Here is a 19948-nt window from a genome sequence, read left to right as displayed (position 1 = left end):
GGCGGGGTCGTCCGGGGTGTTACAGGGCGAGGCCGGTGAGGACCAGGACGCGCTCGTAGGTGTAGTCGTCCATGGCGTAGCGGACGCCCTCGCGGCCGACGCCGGACTGCTTGGCGCCGCCGTACGGCATCTGGTCGGCGCGGTACGAGGGGACGTCGCCGATGATCACGCCGCCGACCTCCAGGGCGCGGTGGGCGCGGAAGGCGGTCTGGAGGTCGTGGGTGAAGACGCCTGCCTGGAGGCCGTACTTGGAGGAGTTGACGGCGGCGAACGCCTCGGCCTCGCCGTCGGTCTTCTGGATCGACATGACCGGGCCGAAGACCTCTTCGCAGGAGAGCGTGACGTCGTCGGGGAGGGAGGCGAGGACGGTCGGGGCGTAGGTGGCACCGTCGCGCTTGCCGCCGGTGAGCAGCTCCGCGCCGCCCTGGACGGCCTCGTCGACCCAGGACTCGACGCGCTTGGCGGCGTCCTCGCTGACCAGGGGGCCGACGTCGGTGGCGGCGTCGGCCGGGTCACCGGTGACGAGGGCCTCGACGGCGGCGACGATCTTCGGGACGAGCCGGTCGTAGACCGAGGCGTCGGCGATGACGCGCTGCACGGAGATGCAGGACTGGCCGCCCTGGTAGTTGGAGAAGGTGGCGATCCGTCCGGCCGCCCAGTCCAGGTCCTCGTCGGAGGCGTAGTCGCCGAGGACGACCGCCGCGCCGTTGCCGCCGAGCTCCAGGGTGCAGTGCTTGCGGGGCACCGACTCCATGATCGCGTAGCCGACCGGGCCCGAGCCGGTGAAGGAGATCACCGGCAGGCGCTCGTCCTGGACCAGGGCGGGCATCTTGTCGTTCGGGACCGTCAGGACGGACCAGGAGCCGGCCGGAAGGTCGGTCTCGGCCAGCAGCTCGCCCAGGATGAGCGAGGAGATCGGAGTCGCCGGGGCCGGCTTCAGGATGATCGGGGCGCCGACGGCGATGGCCGGGGCGACCTTGTGGGCGCTGAGGTTCAGCGGGAAGTTGAAGGGCGCGATACCGAGGACGGCCCCGCGCGGGAAGCGGCGGGTCAGCCCGAGGCGGCCGGTGCCGCCGAGGTCGGTGTCGAGTCGCTGGGCCTCGCCGCCGTTGAAGCGGCGGGCCTCCTCGGCGGCGAACCGGAACACGGACACGGCCCGGCCGACCTCGCCGCGGGCCCACTTGATCGGCTTGCCGTTCTCCGCCGAGATCAGCTGGGCGATCTCCTCGGTGCGCTCCGTGAGCCGCCGTACGACGTGGTCGAGCGCGGCCGCCCGTACGTGCGCCGGGGTGGCGGCGAACTCGTCGCGTACGGCGTGGGCGGCGGCGACGGCCTCCTCGACCTGGGCGTCGGTCGGCACGCTGACGGTGCCGACGAGGCGTCCGTCGTACGGGTTGGTGACGTCGAAGCTGTCGGCACCGGTGGCCCGGCGGCCGGCCACCCAGAAGGCGTGGGGCGAAGTCATGGAGGTTCCGGCCCTTCGGAGGTCGTGAGTTCGGAGGTCGTCAGGAGGGGGTGACGTACGTCGTGGGCGCCCGGAAGGCTCCCCTCTGTGGTCCCACGGTAGGGCGGGGAGGCGCTCAGGGCGTTTGTCCGGCGTGGAGCGGAGCGGGGGCCGGGTGCGCCGAATTGGCGGAAGGGGTGTGCGTGGCCCGGCAGCCGTCCCCTCGGCGAGGGCCGTTCACTCCTCGGCGGGCGTGCTCGCCGCCGTCGCCTTCAGCGCCAGCCACAGCTCCATCCGCACATCCGGGTCGTCCAGCGAGCGGCCGAGGATCTCCTCCACCCGGCGCATCCGGTAGCGCAGGGTATGCCGGTGCACGCCCAGGTCGGCGGCGGCGGCGTCCCACTGGCCGTGGCGGGAGAGCCAGGCGCGCAGGGAGGCCACGAGGTCACCGCGGCCCTTGGCGTCGTGCTCGTGCAGGGCGCGGAGCATGCCGTCGGCGAAGGCCCGCACCGCGTCGTCGGCGAGCAGCGGGAGGACCGAACCGGCGGCCAGCTCCTCGTGCTCGACGAGGGCCCTGCCCCGGCGGCGGGCGACGGAGAGGGCCTGCTCGGCCTGCTTGTACGCGGCGGAGACGGCGATCGGGCCGGCGGGGGCGGAGAGCCCCACCACGACGTCGCTGTCCTCGGCGCCGCCCTCGCGGGGGGCGCGGTCGTCCTGGGCCTCGGCGTAGGCGGCGCAGGCGGCCACGGCGGCTCCGCCGTCGGCGGCGAGCACGACGACGCGTTCGCCTTCACCCTCGGGGACCAGGAGGAGCGCCTCGCCGCTGCGCGCGGCGGCGGCCTCCATCGTCTCGGTGAGCGGCTCGGGTCCGGCGGGCGCGGCGGCCTCGGCGATGAGCAGCCGGAACGGGGCGTCGAGCAGGTCTCCGTAGAGGTCTCCGGCGACGGCCCGGGCGTGGTCGGGCTGTCCGGCCAGCAGCATCCGCAGGACGGCGGCGCCGAGGCGTTGCTCGGCGCCCTGGAGGGAGCGGGAGCGGGCGGTGGTCAGGGTGAGGAGGGCGACGGCGGAGTGCACGGCGTACCGCTCGGCGGTCCCGAGCGCCGCGCCCGTACCGACGGCGAGTGCGCCGCGCGCCCGGCGGCCGGTGCCCAGCGACTGGAGCTCGACCCGGTCCTCGCTGTCGGCGACGACGATGCTGGCGGGGGCGGGTCGCTCCCGGAGGCGTTCGACGTCGGGGGTGAGGGCGGCGGCGCGGCGGGCGGCCCAGTCGGGGGCGGCGGCGAGCACCGCGCCGGAGGTGTCGTAGAGGGCGGCCCAGCCGTCGATGTGGGCGGCGAGCCGCGCGAGGAGGTCGGCGGGCCCGTCCCCGGCGAGCGCGGCCTTCGTCAGCTCGCGCTGGGCCTCGAAGCCGGCGGTGACCGCGCGGTACTGGTCGGCGGCGATGGCGGCGGAGACGGCCTTGCTGATGGCGATGAAAGGGGTGCGGCGGGGGACTTCGAGGAGCGGCAGGCCCGCGTCCTCGGCGGCGTCGACGAGCGCTTGCGGGATGTCGTCGTAGTTCACCCCGACCGCGAAGCCGACTCCGGCGACTCCGGCTCCGGCCAGCCGCCGTACGTACCGCCGCATGGAGTCGGCGTTCTCGGCGTCGAGGTTGGTGGCGGTCACGAGGAGGAGTTCGCCGCCGTCCATGTACGGGACGGGGTCGGCGAGCTCGCTGGCGTGGGCCCAGCGCACGGGGGTGCCGAGCCGGTCCGCGCCCGCCCGGACGGTGAGCTTGAGCGCCGAGTGCTGGACGAGCGAGGCGAGCGTGGGGGGCATGGGCCGGGAACCCTCGGGGTCGGGGATGAGGTCGCGCGCGCCACCGTACGGACGACCGGTCCCCCGGCCGCGACGGTGACCCCGCATTTCGCCGTCCCGTATGAACGGCTCCCTCCGATTCTGCCAGGCTGGCAGGGTGCCGGTAACCGCTCTCCGTCGACCTCCGCGTTACTTCCTGGTAGCCGGTTGGGCCCTCTCAGCCGTCGAGGTGGACGAGGAGGGGGGGTGCGTGTTCGCCGTCGACATTGGCCAACCGGATGACCGCGTGCCCCGACGGAACCGCGTACGCCAGTTCCGAGGCCGACCAGCGCTCCTTCTCCACCTGCCGTACGGTCACGGCGTCCGTGGTCACGGCCTTGCCGGTGACGAGCTTGCGCAGGGCGTGCAGGGCGCGGGTGAACGGCTGGTCGGCGAAGACGGTGTGCTGGGCGACCTCGCGGGTCTCCACCCATTCCTTGCCCCAGGCCTCGGCGAAGCGTTTGCCGTCCCAGGTGGTGATGCCGGAGAAGGCCGCCGTGCAGCCGACCGCACCGAGCAGCGGGGTGTGCAGGGCCTCGGGGACGTCGTCGACGGTACGGAGGGCGAGCACCGCGCCGGCGTTGACCGAGCGCAGCCGGCGGATGCCGCGGACGGTCTCGGCGGTGACGGCGTGGGTGGCGTCGTCCAGGACGAGGCAGACGAAGAGCGAGGTGTCGGTGCGGGCTGCGGTGATCGCGGTGAACTGGGCGAGGAGCAGCCGGGTCAGCAGCCGGGACGCCTCGGCGTGGCCGCGCTCCGGCAGGTCGACGCGGACCCGCAGCGGGTACTGGCCGAGCGCACGCAGCTCGAAGGGGCGGGCGTCCGGGCCGGTGGCGAAGAACCCGGCGAACGTGGGCCGGTCGAGCAGGGCCACCCGGTCGGCGAGTGCGGGTGCCGGGTCGCCGGGGCCGCCCGCCTGCCGGGACCGCGCGTCCAGCTCGCGGAGCATCGCGTGGTGGCCGGCCGCTTCGAGGGAGGCGCGGAGCCCGGCGAACGCGGCCGGGGCGCCGTCGAGGAGTTCCCGCAGCTCGGGCACTGAGGGGAAGTGGCCGTGGGCGGCCCGGTAGGGGCCGAGCAGCTGGGCGAGGACGGTGGCGGCGCGGCGGCTGTCGAGGCTGCCGACATCGCCGACGAGCCCTTCGGCGAGGACGGCTGCCGCCTCGTCGGGGTCGGTGGTGCCGCCGTACAGATCGATGTCGTGGGCGGAGCCGGGGTGGCCGACGCGGACGACGACGTCGAAGGCCTCGTCCGGGCCGAGCGGCTCGCCCGCCCCTCCGACGGCGAGGACCGCCGCCTGTCCGGCCAGGGCGCGCAGGGCGAGCGCCTCGACGACCGGCCGGACCAGCCGTGCGGACTTCCCGGCGCCGGGCGGTCCGACGGCGAGCAGGGAGGTGCCGAGCAGCGCGGGGTCCAGGGCGAGGCTCGTGCCCCGGCGGATGTAGGGGTTGTGCGGGTCGTCGGCGCACCGGCCGATCCTGACCTGGCCGGTGAGCACGTCGTGGCGGGCGGTGCGCCGGGGGAGGTCGCGGTGGCCGGAGGGGTGCAGGGCGGCTGCCCCGCCGGTCCGCAGGACGGACTCCGCGAGCGGGCCGAGCCGGTCGGGCCGCCGGGTGGCGAGCCGCCAGGCGTGGCGCAGCCGGGCCACGTCCACGTCGTTCATGCGGCCGGTGCGGACCTCGGCGGTGAGGGTGTCCGCGGCGTCGGCCCAGCCCGCGGCGCGCAGCTCGGGCCACTGGTCGGCGGAGGTGGTGGTGGCGGGGGCCGCGTCGGCGTCCGGCGCGGGGACGCCGCTCCCCCGGCGGGCGGCGATCAGTTCGCGCCAGCGGCCGAGCCGGGCGAAGGGCCAGAGGACGGCGGCGGCGATCAGCCCGTAGATCACGTTGACGACGGTCTGGCTCTGGTAGATCTCGCCGCCCGCGACGGAGGCGACCAGCACCAGGACTGGGCGGACGACCGGGAGCGTCTCCTTCCAGACGAGCAGCTGGGTCAGGCCCGCCGCGCCGGCCGCCGCGAGGGCGAGGAAGGGCTGGCCGCGCTCGGCGACATGGCGGCGGAAGAGCTCGGAGAAGTTGCCGATCCGGCCGCAGCCGTAGGCCAGCAGACCGAAGAGGATCGCCTCGTACACCGTGAGGGCGTCGCTGCCCTCGATGGTGCGGGGGCCGCCGGAGGTGCCTGGGTTCCACCACTCGCCCGGGGTGAAGAGCTTCAGCGGGACGAGGCGGTAGGGGAGGTAGCCGTTGCGCCACAGCGACCACAGCAGCAGTGCGGAGAGGAGGGCGATGAGGGCGCCGACCAGCAGCGACCGGTCGGAGACCCGCTCGGACTCCTCGGGCGGGGGCGGGGTGTATCCGTACCGCCAGACGCCCGGTTCCTGCTGGGGGCGGGGGGTGCGCAGCCAGGCGTCGACCGGGGATCCGGAGGGCGGCGACGCGGCGGGCGGGGCCGGGCGGTGCTCGACCGGCGGGGCGGACGCGGCCCCCGGGCTCCGCTGCTCCGCCGGCGGGCCCGGGTGGGTGCCGGACGGATACCGGTCGGCCTGGTTCCGGTCGGCCGGGTGGCGGTCGGCCGGATGCGTGCCGGTGGCCGGATGCGTGCCGGTGGCCGGGTGCGGGACCCGCGGCGGATGCGCGGGCGGTGGCGGAACGGCCGGTCCGGGGGCCCTGTCCGCACTCGGTCCCCGTACACCCCGCGTGCCGTCGTCGTCCATGAACCACTGCCCCCTTGACCTGCCGGTCCGTCCGCTGCCCCGGCCAATCTAGTGCGCGCGCACGGTGAGTTCAGCAACGCGCCCGGATAGTGACCGTCGGCCCCGCCGTGGAGGCGGCCCGCGCCGGCACCGGATGCACGCCCCCACCTGTCCGCCAAGGACAAGGACACACCCCCCACCACTCCCGATCGGAGCATGCCCGCACCCCTCCCCCACCCCTAGCCTGCAGAAAAGAAGAGCGTCCGAAACACCCCCAGGAGCCCCGCATGACCGCAATCCCGCAGGAGCGCCGCGTCGTCACCGCCATCCCCGGCCCGAAGTCCATCGAGCTCCAGGCTCGTCGTACCGCGGCCGTCGCCGCGGGTGTGGGCTCGACCCTGCCGGTGTTCACCGCCCGGGCGGGCGGCGGGATCATCGAAGACGTGGACGGCAACCGGCTGATCGACTTCGGGTCCGGGATCGCCGTGACCTCCGTGGGCGCGTCCGCCGAGGCCGTCGTGCGGCGGGCCTCCGCGCAGCTCGCGGACTTCACCCACACCTGTTTCATGGTCACGCCGTACGAGGGGTACGTCGAGGTCTGCGAGCAGCTCGCCGAGCTGACGCCGGGCGACCACGCGAAGAAGTCCGCGCTGTTCAACTCGGGCGCCGAGGCCGTGGAGAACGCGGTGAAGATCGCCCGCGCCTACACCAAGCGGACCGCCGTCGTCGTCTTCGACCACGGCTACCACGGCCGCACCAACCTCACCATGGGCATGACGGCGAAGAACATGCCGTACAAGCAGGGCTTCGGCCCGTTCGCGCCCGAGGTCTACCGTGTCCCGGTCGCCTACGGCTACCGCTGGCCGACCGGTGCCGAGAACGCCGGGGCCGAGGCGTCCGCGCAGGCCATCGACGCGATCACCAAGCAGATCGGCGCCGACAACGTCGCAGCGATCATCATCGAGCCGGTGCTCGGCGAGGGCGGCTTCATCGAGCCGGCCAAGGGCTTCCTCCCGGCGATCGCGCAGTTCGCCAAGGACAACGGCATCGTCTTCGTCGCGGACGAGATCCAGTCCGGCTTCTGCCGTACCGGCCAGTGGTTCGCCTGCGAGGACGAGGGCGTCGTCCCGGACCTGATCACCACCGCCAAGGGCATCGCGGGCGGCCTGCCGCTCTCCGCCGTGACCGGCCGCGCCGAGATCATGGACGCCGCGCACGCGGGCGGCCTGGGCGGTACGTACGGCGGAAACCCGGTCGCCTGCGCCGGTGCGCTGGGCGCGATCGAGACGATGCGTGAGCTGGACCTGAACGGGAAGGCCAAGCGGATCGAGGAGGTCATGAAGGGCCGCCTCGCCGAGATGCAGGCGAAGCTCCCGAACGGCGACATCATCGGTGACATCCGCGGCCGTGGCGCGATGATCGCGATCGAGCTGGTGAAGTCCGGCACGAAGGACCCGAACCCGGAGGCGGCGGGCGCGCTCGCGAAGGCCTGCCACGCCGAGGGGCTGCTCGTCCTGACCTGTGGCACGTACGGCAACGTCCTGCGCTTCCTGCCGCCGCTGGTGATCGGCGAGGACCTGCTGAACGAGGGCCTCGACATCATCGAGCGGGCGTTCGGCACGCTCTGATTCCTCGAACCCGGGCTCGTACGGCGGCGGCCCCGCGCCGCTGCCGTACGGCGTCCGGGTGAGGGCCTGTGAAGAACGTGTGCGGGGGCGATGGCGGGAGGCGGTGGCGACTGTCGGCCGCCCCTTCGCTGCCGTACGGTTTCTGCAGATGAGAGAAACACCTCGGCCCCGGGAAACCGCGGCCGACTCCGGGTCGGGGCTTCCCCAGCACCGTCCGGGGCGTGCGTTCGCGCATGCCGGAGCCGATGGCTCCGGGACTCCTCACCGATCGGACGGCCGCCCGCCCCATACCCCCCGGGGCGCGCGGCGAACCGATCCCGCCGGCCATCCCGGAACAACCCCCCCTGTTCCCGGGTGGCCGGCCCCCCTCGTTTCCGGATATGTCCGCGGTGCTCTTGGGCTGCTCGCGGTTCTCTTCGCGGTGATCACCTGGCAGGTCGCCGTCGAAGGTCCACTGTTCCGGCTGGACGAGCGGGTGGGCGGGAAGCTCTTCGGGACCGGCCCGGCCCCGCTGACCCAGGTTCTCTCCGATCTCGGGGGGATGGCGGTGGCGCTGCCGGTGCTGACCGCCGCGATCGCGTACGCCCTCTGGCGCCGTGCCCTGCGGCTCGCGGTGTACGCGGCCCTCACCATGGCGGCGGTGCCCGCCCTGGTGATCCCGCTGAAGGTGGCCACCGCCCGGCAGGGGCCGCTGACGGAGGCCGTCAACTACTACCCGTCCGGTCATACGGCGACGGCCGCCGTGGCGTACGGGGCGACCGCCCTGGTGCTGCTGGCGCTGGAGCGTCCGGCGTGGCTGCGGGGGGCTTCCTGGCCCCGGGCGTGGATGATGCCCGTCGCCGCGATCCTGCTGACCACGGCGACGGGCATCGGTCTGGTGCTGCACGGCTACCACTGGCCGCTGGACGTGTTGGCCAGTTGGTGCCTGGGGCCGCTGGTGCTGGCGCCCCTGTGGTGGGTCAGTTGCCGAAGTAGGCGTCGAAGTTCTTCGAGAACTCCCAGTTGTTGAAGCGGTCCCAGTTGATGGACCAGGTCATCAGGCCGCGCAGATCGGACCAGGTTCCGTGGGTCTGGTACGAGCCGCAGTCGGTCTTCTTGATGAGGCAGTTGAGCGCCTTGTTGACCTCGGCGGGCGTGGTGTGGCCGTTGCCCGCCTGGGTGGAGGCCGGGAGGCCGATGGCGACCTGGTCGGGGCGGAGGCCGGGGAAGACCTTGGTGGTGTCGCCCGCCACCGGGAAGCCCGCGAGCAGCATGTCGGTCATCGCGATGTGGAAGTCCGCGCCGCCCATGGTGTGGTACTGGTTGTCGAGGCCCATGATCGGGCCCGAGTTGTAGTCCTGGACGTGCAGCAGGGTCAGGTCGTCGCGCAGCGCGTGGATGACCGGCAGATAGGCTCCGGCGCGCGGGTCCTGGCCGCCCCAGGGGCCCGAGCCGTAGAACTGGTAGCCGAGCTGGACGAAGAAGGTCTCCGGCGCCATCGTGAGGACGAAGTCGGAGCCGTACTTCGCCTTGAGGGACTTCACCGCGGAGATCAGGTTCACGATCACGGGTGAGGTCGGGTTGCGGAAGTCGGTGTCTCCCGTGTTCAGGGAGAGCGAGTGGCCTTCGAAGTCGATGTCGAGGCCGTCGAGACCGTAGGTGTCGATGATCTTCGAGACCGAGGTGACGAAGGCGTCCCGGGCGGCGGTGGAGCCGAGCTGCACCTGTCCGTTCTGGCCGCCGATCGAGATCAGCACCTTCTTGCCCGCGGCCTGCTTGGCCTTGATCGCGGCCTTGAACTCCGCCTCGGACTCGACGTTCGGGCACTCGGCGACCGGGCAGAGCGAGAAGCGGATGTCGCCGGAGGTGACGGAGGTGGGCTCGCCGAAGGCGAGGTTGATGACGTCCCAGGAGTCGGGCACGTCCGCCATCCGCGTGTAGCCGGAGCCGTTGGCGAAGCTGGAGTGCAGATAGCCGACGAGCGCCCGGGCGGGGAGCTCGGTGCCACCGCCTCCGCCGCCCTCCGTGGTGGTCGCGGTGACGGCGGCCGACTTCGCGGACTCGCCGGCCGCGTTGGTGGCGGCGACCTGGAAGCTGTACGCGGTCGAGGGCGTCAGGCCCGTCACGGTGGCGGACGGACCGGTGGCCGTGGCCACCTTCGCACCGCCGCGGTAGACGTTGTAGCCGCTCGCGCCGGACACGGCGTTCCAGGAGAGCGCGACGGAGGACGAGGTGACCGCGGTGGTCTTCAGGCCCGCGGGGACGGCGGGGATCACCACGGGATCGCCGCCGGGGCCGACGAGGGTGAGGTCGTCGACGTAGTGGGCGGGGGTGCCGTACCAGCCGTGGGTGTAGACGCTCACCGAAGTGGTGTTCGGGCCGGTGGTGAACGTGGTGCTGAGCTGCTTCCAGGCTCCGGAGGACTGGGTCCAGGTGGAGACGTCGGTGGTGCCGGTGCCGGTCGCGCCGAGGTAGACGTAGCTGCCCTGCACCCAGGCGCTCAGTGTGTAGCGGGAGTTGGGCTTCACGGCGACGTTCTGGGAGCACTTGGCGTTGTCGCTGCCCGCCGGGGTGGCCTTCAGCGCCTTGGTCCCGCCGTGCACCGGGGTGGAGACGGCCGACCCACTGGCGGCCGTACAGCTCCACCCGTCGAGCCCCGACTCGAAGCCGCCGTTGCGGGCCAGGTCCACGTCCGCCGCGCCGGCCGTCGGCGCCGTGGCGACCAGGGCACCGGCGGCGAGCACGGCGGCCGTTGCTGCGGCCAGAAGTCCGGAGAATCTGACGGTTGGTCCGGTGCGTTCCACAACAGCCTCCGCGCAGGGGTAAGTCGGCGAGTGACGTGCGCACAACATGGTCCAGACCAATCAGGTTGTCAAGACCTCTGGCAACGGTGCTCAGCCCTCGGGGCGGCGGCGATCGTCACGGGCGTCCCGGGCGGCGGCACCCGCCGCCTCGTGCATGGCGAGTTCGAGGAGCGCGGCGTCGGTGAGGGTTCCCGAGCCGTCCGGCGGGATGAGCCAGCGCACGCCTCCGGTGGCGCGCCCCGGATACGGCACGACGATCCAGGTGCCCTGGCCGCAGCCCCTGACCCCCGTGCCGATCCAGCGGGAGACGGTGCCCGGCGGGACGAAGAAGCCCATGCGGGACTCCCCGAAGTCGGCGAGGACGGGGCCCGGGCGGTCGACGAGGCGGGTGAGGACGTCGAGCGTCGGATAGCCCAGCTCACCGGGGAGGATCAGCACGTCCCAGCGCCTGCCGGCGGGAAGGAGGGCGACCCCCTGCGGGTTGCGCTCCCATTCCCACCGGCAGGCGCCGGGGTCCGGTGCCACCGATGTGAGCCACTCGATCGCGGCTTTCGTTTCCGGTCCCGTCATGACCAGCCTCCCGTGGACGTGATCACCGGCGGGGTTCCGCCGGTGCGTACACGTGCGAGAGAGCGTTCGGCCCCGACTATGACGCGGGTTCGGGCTACCAGTTGGTAGTGAAGTGGGTCACACCGTTGGACGGGGTGTCAGCTGTCGAAGCCGAGCCCCAGCTTGTCCATGGCTTTCAGCCACAGATTGCGGTGGCCGCCGTTGCTGTCGGCGCGGGCCAGGGACCGCTTGGTGATCTCGATCCCGGCCCAGGCGAACGGCTCCGGCGGGAAGGGCATCGGCTTGGAGCGGACCATCTCCAGACGGGTCCGTTCGGTCTCCTCGCCGGAGAGCAGATCGAGCATCACGTCGGCCCCGAAACGGGTGGATCCGACGCCGAGACCGGTGAATCCGGCGGCGTAGGCGACCCGCCCCTGATGGGCCGTTCCGAAGAATGCCGTGAAGCGCGAACAGGTGTCGATCGCACCGCCCCAGGCATGCGAGAAATTCAGCCCGGAAAGCTGCGGGAAGCAGGTGAAGAACTGCTCCGCCAATTTCAGGAAGGTCTCCGGACGCTGGTCGAGATCGGCGCTGAGCCGGCCCCCGTACGGATAGATCGCGTCGTACCCGCCCCAGAGGATCCGGTTGTCCGCGGAAAGCCGGAAGTAGTGGAACTGGTTGGCGCTGTCACCGAGTCCCTGGCGGCCCTTCCAGCCGATGGATGCGAGCTGCTCGGGGGTGAGCGGTTCGGTCATCAGCGCGTAGTCGTAGACCGGCACGGTGTAGGGCCGGACCCGCTTGACGAGCGAGGGGAAGATGTTGGTCCCGAGCGCGACCCGGCGGGCGAGGACACGGCCGTACGGGGTGCGGACCGCCATCCCCTCCCCCGAGCGGACGAGGTCGAGGCCGCGCGTGTGCTCGTAGATCCGTACGCCCAGTTCCTGACAGGCCCGCTTGAGGCCCCAGGCGAGCTTCGCCGGGTGCAGCATCGCGACGCCGCGCCGGTCCCAGAGGCCGCCGAGGAAGGTGGGCGAGTCGACCTCGGCGCGCAGGGCGTCCCGGTCCAGGAAGTCGACGCCGGTGATACCGAGCTCGGTGATCTCCTCGTGCCATTCCCGCAGCTCTTCGAGCTGATGGGGTTCGGTGGCGACGTCGATCTCGCCGGTCCGCTCGAACTCGCAGTCGATGCCGTAGCGGGCGACGGCGGCCTCGATGGCGTCGAGGTTCCGCTCCCCCAGCTCCTCCAGCTTCGCGATCTCACCGGGCCAGCGCTCCACGCCGTTGGCCAGCCCGTGGGTGAGGGAGGCGGCGCAGAAGCCGCCGTTGCGGCCCGAGGCGGCCCAGCCCACCTCGTGCCCCTCGATGAGGACGACGTCCCGCTCCGGATCGCGCTCCTTGGCGATGAGCGCGGTCCACAGTCCGCTGTAGCCGCCGCCGACGACCAGGAGGTCGGTGTGCTCGTCGCCGGTGAGGGCGGGGAGTGCGTCGGGCCTGGCCGGGTCGTCGAGCCAGTAGGAGACCGGCTTGGCGCCGGAGAGGGATTGTGCAGCAGTACGCATGGCAGCTGGGGCCATGGTTTCCAACTCCTTCAGGAATTTCAGTTTCGAGCGTTGCTCTTGCGGCGGTTCGCGATGAGCTGGCCGACAAGAACCATCAGTACCGCAATCACGAACATGGCGGTGCCGATGACATTGATCTGCACGGGCGTGCCGCGCTGGGCCGATCCCCAGACGAACATGGGGAACGTGACGGTGGAGCCCGCGTTGAAATTCGTGATGATGAAATCGTCGAACGAGAGCGCGAAGGCGAGCAGCGCTCCCGCCGCGATACCGGGGGCAGCGATGGGAAGGGTCACCCGTACGAAGGTCTGCACGGGGCCCGCGTACAGGTCGCGGGCGGCTTCCTCCAGTCTCGGGTCCATCGACATGACGCGCGCCTTGACGGCGGTCACCACGAAGCTGAGGCAGAACATGATGTGCGCGATCAGCACGGTCCAGAAGCCGAGCTCGGCGCCCATGTTCAGGAAGAGGGTGAGCAGGGACGCGGCCATGACGACCTCGGGCATCGCCATCGGCAGGAAGATCAGCGAGCTGATCGCGCCGCGTGCCCGGAAGCGGTAGCGGACCAGCGCGAAGGCGACCGCCGTGCCGAGCGCGGTGGCCCCCAGCGTCGCCCAGAAGGCGATCTGGAGCGAGAGGGAGAGCGAGCCGCACAGGTCGGCGACGCCGCAGGGGTCCTTCCAGGCGTCCAGCGAGAACCGCTGCCACTCGTAGTTGAAGCGCCCCTTGGGCTTGTTGAAGGAGAACACCATCACGACGATGTTCGGAAGGATCATGTACGCGAGGGTCAGCAGACCCGCGATGACGACCAGGTTCCGGCGTATCCAGCGCAGTACGGGCATCAGACCAGGTCCTCCGTCCCGGAGCGGCGGATGTAGAAGGTGACCACCATCAGGACGATCGCCATGAGGATGAACGAGAGCGCGGCGGCCGTCGGATAGTCCAGGACCCGCAGGAACTGGCTCTGGATGACGCTGCCGACCATCTTGGTGTCGGTGGAGCCGAGCAGCTCGGCGTTGACGTAGTCGCCGCTGGCCGGGATGAAGGTCAGCAGGGTGCCGGAGACCACGCCGGGCATGGAGAGCGGGAACGTCACCTTGCGGAAGGTGGTGGCGGGGGTGGCGTAGAGGTCGCCCGCCGCCTCGTGCAGCCGGCCGTCGATCCGCTCCAGCGAGGTGTAGAGCGGCAGGATCATGAACGGCAGGAAGTTGTACGTCAGACCGCAGACGACGGCCATCGGGGTGGCCAGGACCCGGTTGGACTCGGTCCAGCCGAGCCAGCTGGTGACGTCCAGGACGTGCAGGGTGTTGAGCACGTCCACGACCGCGCCGCCGTCGGCGAGGATCGTCTTCCACGCCAGCGTACGGATGAGGAAGCTGGTGAAGAACGGGGCGATGACCAGCACCAGGACGAGGTTGCGCCAGCGGCCCGCCTTGAACGCGATGAGGTAGGCGAGCGGGTAGCCCAGCAGCAGGCAGAGGATCGTGGCGGTGCCCGCGTAGAACAGGGACCGGATGAACTGCGGGTAGTACTCACGCAGCGCGTCCACGTACGTCTGGAAGTGCCAGGTCACCTCGAAGCCCTGCTCCAGCGAGCCGGTCTGTACGGAGGTGGAGGCCTGGTAGACGAGCGGCAGGACGAAGAAGACGACCAGCCAGAGGATGCCGGGGAGCAGCAGCCAGTACGGGATCAGCCGTTTGCGGGTGGAGGGCTTGCGGAGCGTGAGCTCCCGGGGCTCCTCAGGGGTCGGCGCGGGCGGCGCCTCCGTGACGCTCATTCCGCGTCCTCCACGCTGGTGGCGCCCGCGCCGATGTCCTGGGCGGCGTCGAGGCCGAAGGTGTGGGCGGGGTTCCAGTGCAGGACGACCTCGGCTCCGGGGACCAGGCGGGTGTCACGTTCGATGTTCTGCTCGTACACCTGGAGGGCGGTTCCGGCCGGGCTCTCGACGACGTACTGGGTGGAGACGCCGATGAAGCTGGAGTCGGTGATGCGGCCGGTGACCCGGTTGCGGCCCGCGGCGATGGAGTCGGCGTCGTCGGCGTGGGCGAGGGATATCTTCTCCGGCCGGATGCCGAGGAGGAGACGGCCGCCGCTGCTGGTGGAGGAGGCCGAACATCGCTCGCGGGGCAGCGTGAGCTTTCCGCCGCCGGCGGCCACCACCAGGTCGCCACCGGAGGAGACGATCTCGCCCCCGATGAGGTTGGAGGTGCCGAGGAAGTTGGCGACGAAGGTGGTACGCGGGTTCTCGTAGAGGTCGGCGGGGGCGCCGAGCTGCTCGACGCGGCCGCCGTTCATCACCGCGACGGTGTCGGCCATGGTCATGGCCTCCTCCTGGTCGTGCGTGACGTGCACGAACGTGATGCCGACCTCGGTCTGGATCCGCTTCAGCTCCAGCTGCATCTGGCGGCGGAGCTTGAGGTCGAGGGCGCCGAGCGGTTCGTCGAGCAGCAGGACCTGCGGGTGGTTGATGAGCGCGCGGGCGACGGCGACGCGCTGCTGCTGGCCGCCGGAGAGCTGATGCGGTTTGCGGCGGGCGAAGTCGCCGAGCTGGACCAGCTCCAGCATCTCGTCGACCTGCTTCTTCACCGACTTGATGCCGCGCCGGCGCAGCCCGAAGGCCACGTTCTCGGTGATGTCCAGGTGCGGAAAGAGCGCGTAGCTCTGGAAGACGGTGTTGACGGGCCGCTTGTACGGGGGCAGGTCGGTGATGTCCCGGTCGCCGAGGAAGACCGTGCCGGTGGTGGCCTCCTCCAGGCCCGCGATCATCCGCAGAGTGGTGGTCTTGCCGCAGCCGGACGCGCCGAGCAGGGCGAAGAAGGAGCCCTGGGGCACGGTCAGGTCGAGCGGGTGCACGGCGGTGAAGGAGCCGTAGGTCTTGCTGATCCCGGCGAGGCGGACATCGCCGCCCGCGGTCTGCTGCTGTGTCATGGGTCGCAGTCCCAGTGTGTTCGGGGGGAGTTCGGAGAGGGCAGGGCCGGTGGGGTGCCGGCGGGTGCCGGGTCAGGCGCCGATGAGCTTGGCGAACTTCTCCTCGTACGCCGTCTCTTCCTCCGTGCTCAGGGAGCGGAAGGAGCGGGACTTCGCCGCCATCTCCTTGTCGGGGAGGATCAGCGTGTTGGAGGCCATCGACTCGTCGATCTTCGCCAGTTCCTCGCGTACGCCGTCGACCGGGCAGACGTAGTTGATGTACGCGGCGAGCTGGGCGGCGACCGGCGGCTCGTAGTAGTAGTCGATGAGCTTCTCGGCGTTGGTCTTGTGCCGGGCCTGCGCGGGGACCAGGAGGTTGTCGCTGGAGGTGATGTAGCCGGCGGCCGGGATCGCGAACCTGATGTCCGGGTTGTCGGCCTGGAGCTGGATGATGTCACCGGCCCAGGCGACGCAGGCGGCGATGTCGCCCTTGCTGAGGTCGGCGGTGTAGTCGTTGCCGGTGAAGCGGCGGATCTGCTTCTTGTCGACGGCCTTCTGGAGCCGGCCGATCGCGCCGTCGAAGTCGGCGTCGGTGAACTTCCCCGGGTCCTTGCCCTGGTCGAGCAGGGTCATCCCGATGGAGTCGCGCATCTCGGAGAGGAAGGAGACGCGGCCCTTGAGCTTCGGGTCGTCGAGGAGCTGGGTGACGGAGTCGACCTTGCGGCCGCCCGTCGCCTTCACGTTGTACGCGATGACGGTGGGGATGCCGGTCCAGGGGTAGGAGTAGGCGCGGCCCGGGTCCCAGTCGGGGGTGCGGAACTGGGCGGAGACATTGGCGAAGGCGTGCGGGAGGTTCGAGGCGTCGAGCTTCTGCGCCCAGCCGAGCCGGATGATGCGGGCGGCGAGCCAGTCGGTGACGCATATGAGGTCGCGCCCGGTGTCCTGGCCGGCGGCGAGCTGCGGCTTGATCTTCCCGAAGAACTCGACGTTGTCGTTGATGTCCTCGGTGTACTTGACCCTGATCCCGGTGCGCTCGGTGAACGCCTCCAGGGTGGGGCGGCTCTTCTCGTCCTCGCTGACGTCCATGTACTCGGTCCAGTTGGAGAAGTTCAGCACCTTCTCCTTCGCCGAGTGGTCGTCGGACGCCAGGCCGGCGTCGGCGCGCTTGGCGGGCGGGATGCCGCACGCGCCGAGGGTGGCCATTCCGCCGACGGCGAGCGCGCCCATGCCGGAGGCGCGCAGCAGCGAGCGGCGGGTGAGGGCGCCGCGGCCGCTGGTCAGGGATCGCCTCATGGCCGCCAGTTGGACCGGCGTGAGGCGCTCGGGCTCGTAACTCTCCATACGCTGTTTGCCCTTTCGGGTGGGAGGCCGCCGGGGCCCGTCGCCGTGGACGGGCCCCGCTCGTGCGGCAGCTGCTATCGGTCCCCGAAGATCGTGCGGTGCCAGTCCTTGCGGGCGACCGCGGTGTTGTCGTACATGACGTGCTTGACCTGCGTGTACTCCTCGAAGGAGTACGCCGACATGTCCTTGCCGAAGCCGCTGGCCTTGTATCCGCCGTGCGGCATCTCGGAGAGGATCGGGATGTGGTCGTTCACCCACACACAGCCCGCCTGGATCTCGCGGGTGGCGCGGTTCGCGCGGTACAGGTCGCGGGTCCAGGCGGAGGCGGCCAGTCCGTACGGGGTGTCGTTGGCGAGCGCGATGCCCTCGTCGTCGGTGTCGAAGGGGAGGACGACCAGGACCGGGCCGAAGATCTCCGACTGGACGACCTCGCTGTCCTGGGCGGCGTCCGCGATGAGGGTCGGCCGGTAGTACGCGCCGGCGGCGAGGTCGCCGCCCGGGGCCTCGCCGCCGGTGACGACGCGGGCGTAGCCGCGGGCCCGCTCGACGAAGGCGGCGACGCGGTCGCGCTGGGCGTGGCTGATGAGGGGGCCGAGGTCGGTCGAGGCCTCGAACGGGTCGCCGAGGCGGACGGTCTCCATGAGGGCGGCGACGTCGCGGACGAAGGCGTCGTAGAGGGGGCGCTGGACGTAGGCACGGGTGGCGGCGGTGCAGTCCTGGCCGGTGTTGATGAGGGATCCGGCGACCGCGCCGTGGACGGCGGCCTCCAGGTCGGCGTCGTCGAAGACCACGAAGGGGGCCTTGCCGCCGAGTTCCAGGTGGAGGCGTTTGACGGTGGCGGTGGCGATCTCGGCGACCCGCTTGCCGACGGCCGTGGAGCCGGTGAAGGAGGTCATCACGACGTCGGGGTGGCCGACGAGGTGCTCGCCGGCGTCCTTGCCCGCGCCGGTGACGATGTTGATGACGCCGTCGGGGATGCCGGCCTCGGTGGCGGCCTGGGCGAACATCAGCGAGGTGAGCGGGGTGAGTTCGGCGGGCTTGAGGACGATGGTGTTGCCCGCCGCGACGGCCGGGAGGATCTTCCAGGCGGCCATCTGGAGCGGGTAGTTCCAGGGGGCGATGGAGCCGACGACGCCGATCGCCTCACGGCGTACGTAGGAGGTGTGGTCGCCGTCGTACTCGGCGGCGGCCTTGCCCTCCAGATGGCGGGCCGCGCCGGCGAAGAAGGCGGCGTTGTCGACGGTGCCGGGGACGTCGAACTCGGTGGAGAGCTTGACCGGCTTGCCGCACTGGAGGGATTCGGCGTACGCGAAGTCGTCGGCCTGCTCGGCGAGGACGGCCGCGAAGCGGTGCAGGGCGTCGGAGCGTTCGCCGGGGGTGGCGGCCGACCAGCCGGGGAAGGCGGCGCGGGCGGCGGCGACGGCCGCGTCCACGTCCTCGGTGCCCGCCAGCTCGTAGCGGAGCACGCTCTCGCCGGTAGCGGGGTTCACGATGTCGTGGTGGCGGCCGGACGTGCCGGGGAGCAGCTTGCCGCCGATGTACTGCGCACCTTCGGCGAAGCGGTCCTGAACCTGGAAGCCGTTGCTCATGACGCTCTCCTCCGCCGTCGTACCCGCTGGGCGGGGTCGGCGTAGCTTCTTCGTGAATTGAGTGCCGATCCTGACAGAGGGGTTCACGCCCAACAAGTGATTCCGTTGTTGCCTTTTGGTTACGCGACGGAATCTGTCGACCATGTGTCGTGTCGGTGCGGAAATCCCCGTACGGAGTGTCAGTGGCGGATGCCACACTCACATGCATGGGACCGATCGATGAGCTTCTGGCGGACGTGGCGCGGGGCAAGCGGGTGAAGTATCTGCCGTTCTGGGGGCACCGTCCGCGCCCCGACGGACGGATCGGTGCGAGCTGTCTGAGCCAGTGGTGGCCGTCGCCGTTCACGGTCGACGGGGTGACGTATGCGAGCGCCGAGCACTGGATGATGGCGGGCAAGGCACGGCTCTTCGGCGATCCGGAGGCCGAGGCGGCGGCGGTGACGGCGAAGAGCCCGGCCGCGGCGAAGAAGGCGGGGCGGCTGGTGCGCGGCTTCGACGAGGACGTGTGGATACGGGAGCGGTTCGCCCTGGTGGTGGCGGGCAGCGTGCACAAGTTCGGGCAGGACCCGGAGCTGGCCGGCTATCTGCTGGGCACCGGGGACCGGGTGCTGGTGGAGGCGTCCCCGCTGGACCGGATCTGGGGCATCGGGCTCGCGGCGGACGACGAGCGGGCGGAGCGGCCGCAGGAGTGGCGGGGGCTGAATCTGCTGGGCTTCGCGTTGATGGAGGCCCGGGAGAGGCTGCGGGTGGGCGCGACGCTCTGAGCCGTCTTCGTACGGACTCCGCTACGGCGACCGGCCGGGCCGGGATCGCTCCCTGCCCGGCCGGTCGTCGTGGCGTTCGGCGCGAGACCCCTTAGCGGCGGTCCTCGACGACCAGCGACGTGGCGAACGGGTCGTCGTAGGGGTCGTTGTAGTCGCTGTCCCGGTCGTCGGCCGTCGTGGCGGCCCAGATGATCAGGCCGAGGATCGCGGCGCCGACGACGATGCCGACGGAACCGAGGATGACCCCGGCGAGCGCCATGCCCCGGTTGGTGGCCTCGCCGCGCTTGGCACGGCCGAGGCCGATGATGCCGAAGATCAGCGCGAGGATGCCGAGGATGATGTTGAGGCCGTAGAGGCAGAAGCCGACCACGGAGATGATGCCGATCACCATGGCGGCCGTGCCCAGACCGTTGTTGGGCGCCGGGCCCCAGGCGGCCGGACCGACGCCGTAGGCGCCGTAGCCGGGGTATCCGCCGTACGGCTGCGCGGGCGGGGCCGGGTAGCCGTAGTGCACGGCGGGCGGCGGGGCCGCGTGGCCGGGGCCGTTCGGGCCGATCGGCGGCGGCGGTACGTCCGAGGGCCCCGGCCCGAAGCCGCCGGCCTGGGGTATCGGTCCTGTGCCGTCCCCCGGACCGGCGCTCGGCATCGACGTCACGGTCGGCTGGTCGTGGACCGCGGGCCGCGGGTGCGCTGCGGGCGGCTCCGTCTGCCCGCCCTGCTTGCCCAGATCCACCCTGGTGCTGTCCGGCGGTGCCCACGGATCGCGCGGCGCGGCCCCGCCCCCGGGCTGCTCTGTGTTGTCTGACATGGGCCTCCCCATCGTGGTCCCGTCATGCTACGGCCAGGCCTGACGGGCCCGGAC

General features: G+C 71.6%; 15 protein-coding genes. 3 read left to right on the top strand and 12 right to left on the bottom strand.

Translation table 11 applies throughout. The features are described from left to right. Nucleotides 1-19 precede the first annotated feature (19 nt). From IE140_RS31975 to IE140_RS31965, 3 genes are all read right to left on the bottom strand, one after another. Nucleotides 20-1465 (bottom strand): aldehyde dehydrogenase family protein, encoded by a 1446-nt coding sequence (locus IE140_RS31975; RefSeq protein ID WP_032770078.1) that lies wholly within the window; start codon nucleotides 1463-1465, stop codon nucleotides 20-22. Between the two features lie 216 nt (nucleotides 1466-1681). Beyond that, nucleotides 1682-3262: a PucR family transcriptional regulator gene (locus IE140_RS31970; protein WP_189460926.1), complete on the bottom strand. Its 1581-nt coding sequence runs from the start codon at nucleotides 3260-3262 to the stop codon at nucleotides 1682-1684. A 196-nt stretch (nucleotides 3263-3458) separates the two neighbouring features. Then, nucleotides 3459-5987 carry an ATP/GTP-binding protein gene (locus IE140_RS31965; RefSeq protein WP_189460924.1) on the bottom strand — a complete coding sequence of 843 codons (2529 nt, stop codon included), beginning with the start codon at nucleotides 5985-5987 and terminating at the stop codon, nucleotides 3459-3461. A gap of 266 nt (nucleotides 5988-6253) precedes the next feature. Here IE140_RS31965 and gabT point away from each other — a divergent pair, with 266 nt between their 5' ends. Both gabT and IE140_RS31955 read left to right on the top strand, forming a co-directional pair. Further along, entirely contained in the window at nucleotides 6254-7594 is a 1341-nt protein-coding gene (gene gabT / locus IE140_RS31960) for a 4-aminobutyrate--2-oxoglutarate transaminase (protein WP_032770081.1), read from the top strand. Nucleotides 7595-7742: 148 nt separating this feature from the next. After that, nucleotides 7743-8603 (top strand): phosphatase PAP2 family protein, encoded by an 861-nt coding sequence (locus IE140_RS31955; protein WP_150194305.1) that lies wholly within the window; start codon nucleotides 7743-7745, stop codon nucleotides 8601-8603. Here IE140_RS31955 and IE140_RS31950 read toward each other — a convergent pair. From IE140_RS31950 to IE140_RS31915, 8 genes are all read right to left on the bottom strand, one after another. After that, entirely contained in the window at nucleotides 8554-10377 is a 1824-nt protein-coding gene (locus IE140_RS31950) for a chitinase (protein WP_150194307.1), read from the bottom strand. The two genes, IE140_RS31955 and IE140_RS31950, sit on opposite strands and share 50 nt — an antisense overlap. A 90-nt stretch (nucleotides 10378-10467) precedes the next feature. After that, the gene (locus IE140_RS31945; protein WP_098898116.1) at nucleotides 10468-10947 is read right to left on the bottom strand and encodes a hypothetical protein; all 480 of its coding nucleotides are present in this window, start codon (nucleotides 10945-10947) and stop codon (nucleotides 10468-10470) included. 137 nt (nucleotides 10948-11084) lie between these two features. Beyond that, the gene (locus IE140_RS31940; protein ID WP_150194309.1) at nucleotides 11085-12500 is read right to left on the bottom strand and encodes an NAD(P)/FAD-dependent oxidoreductase; all 1416 of its coding nucleotides are present in this window, start codon (nucleotides 12498-12500) and stop codon (nucleotides 11085-11087) included. Between the two features lie 23 nt (nucleotides 12501-12523). Continuing rightward, the gene (locus tag IE140_RS31935; protein WP_100564937.1) at nucleotides 12524-13327 is read right to left on the bottom strand and encodes an ABC transporter permease; all 804 of its coding nucleotides are present in this window, start codon (nucleotides 13325-13327) and stop codon (nucleotides 12524-12526) included. Then, the gene (locus tag IE140_RS31930; protein WP_150194310.1) at nucleotides 13327-14262 is read right to left on the bottom strand and encodes an ABC transporter permease; all 936 of its coding nucleotides are present in this window, start codon (nucleotides 14260-14262) and stop codon (nucleotides 13327-13329) included. Before IE140_RS31930 ends, IE140_RS31935 begins: the two co-directional genes overlap by 1 nt. Then, nucleotides 14259-15413 (bottom strand): ABC transporter ATP-binding protein, encoded by a 1155-nt coding sequence (locus IE140_RS31925; RefSeq protein WP_150194313.1) that lies wholly within the window; start codon nucleotides 15411-15413, stop codon nucleotides 14259-14261. Before IE140_RS31925 ends, IE140_RS31930 begins: the two co-directional genes overlap by 4 nt. A gap of 72 nt (nucleotides 15414-15485) precedes the next feature. Beyond that, the gene (locus IE140_RS31920) at nucleotides 15486-16733 is read right to left on the bottom strand and encodes an ABC transporter substrate-binding protein (protein ID WP_093442667.1); all 1248 of its coding nucleotides are present in this window, start codon (nucleotides 16731-16733) and stop codon (nucleotides 15486-15488) included. Between the two features lie 74 nt (nucleotides 16734-16807). Further along, nucleotides 16808-18322, bottom strand: coding sequence for a gamma-aminobutyraldehyde dehydrogenase (locus IE140_RS31915; protein WP_150194315.1), 1515 nt, complete (start codon nucleotides 18320-18322; stop codon nucleotides 16808-16810). Nucleotides 18323-18528: 206 nt separating this feature from the next. Here IE140_RS31915 and ybiA point away from each other — a divergent pair, with 206 nt between their 5' ends. Then, nucleotides 18529-19086 (top strand): riboflavin biosynthesis intermediates N-glycosidase, encoded by a 558-nt coding sequence (ybiA, locus tag IE140_RS31910; RefSeq protein ID WP_088572774.1) that lies wholly within the window; start codon nucleotides 18529-18531, stop codon nucleotides 19084-19086. Between the two features lie 91 nt (nucleotides 19087-19177). Here the strand turns inward: ybiA and IE140_RS31905 are convergent, their stop codons facing one another. Next, nucleotides 19178-19894, bottom strand: coding sequence for a DUF4190 domain-containing protein (locus tag IE140_RS31905; protein WP_150194317.1), 717 nt, complete (start codon nucleotides 19892-19894; stop codon nucleotides 19178-19180). Nucleotides 19895-19948 lie beyond the last annotated feature (54 nt).

Origin of the sequence: Streptomyces parvus (assembly GCF_014648875.1) — a bacterium.
Taxonomy (GTDB): domain Bacteria; phylum Actinomycetota; class Actinomycetes; order Streptomycetales; family Streptomycetaceae; genus Streptomyces; species Streptomyces parvus.
Note: the sequence above shows the minus strand (reverse complement) of the source record. Positions and strands in the feature narration are given on the sequence as shown.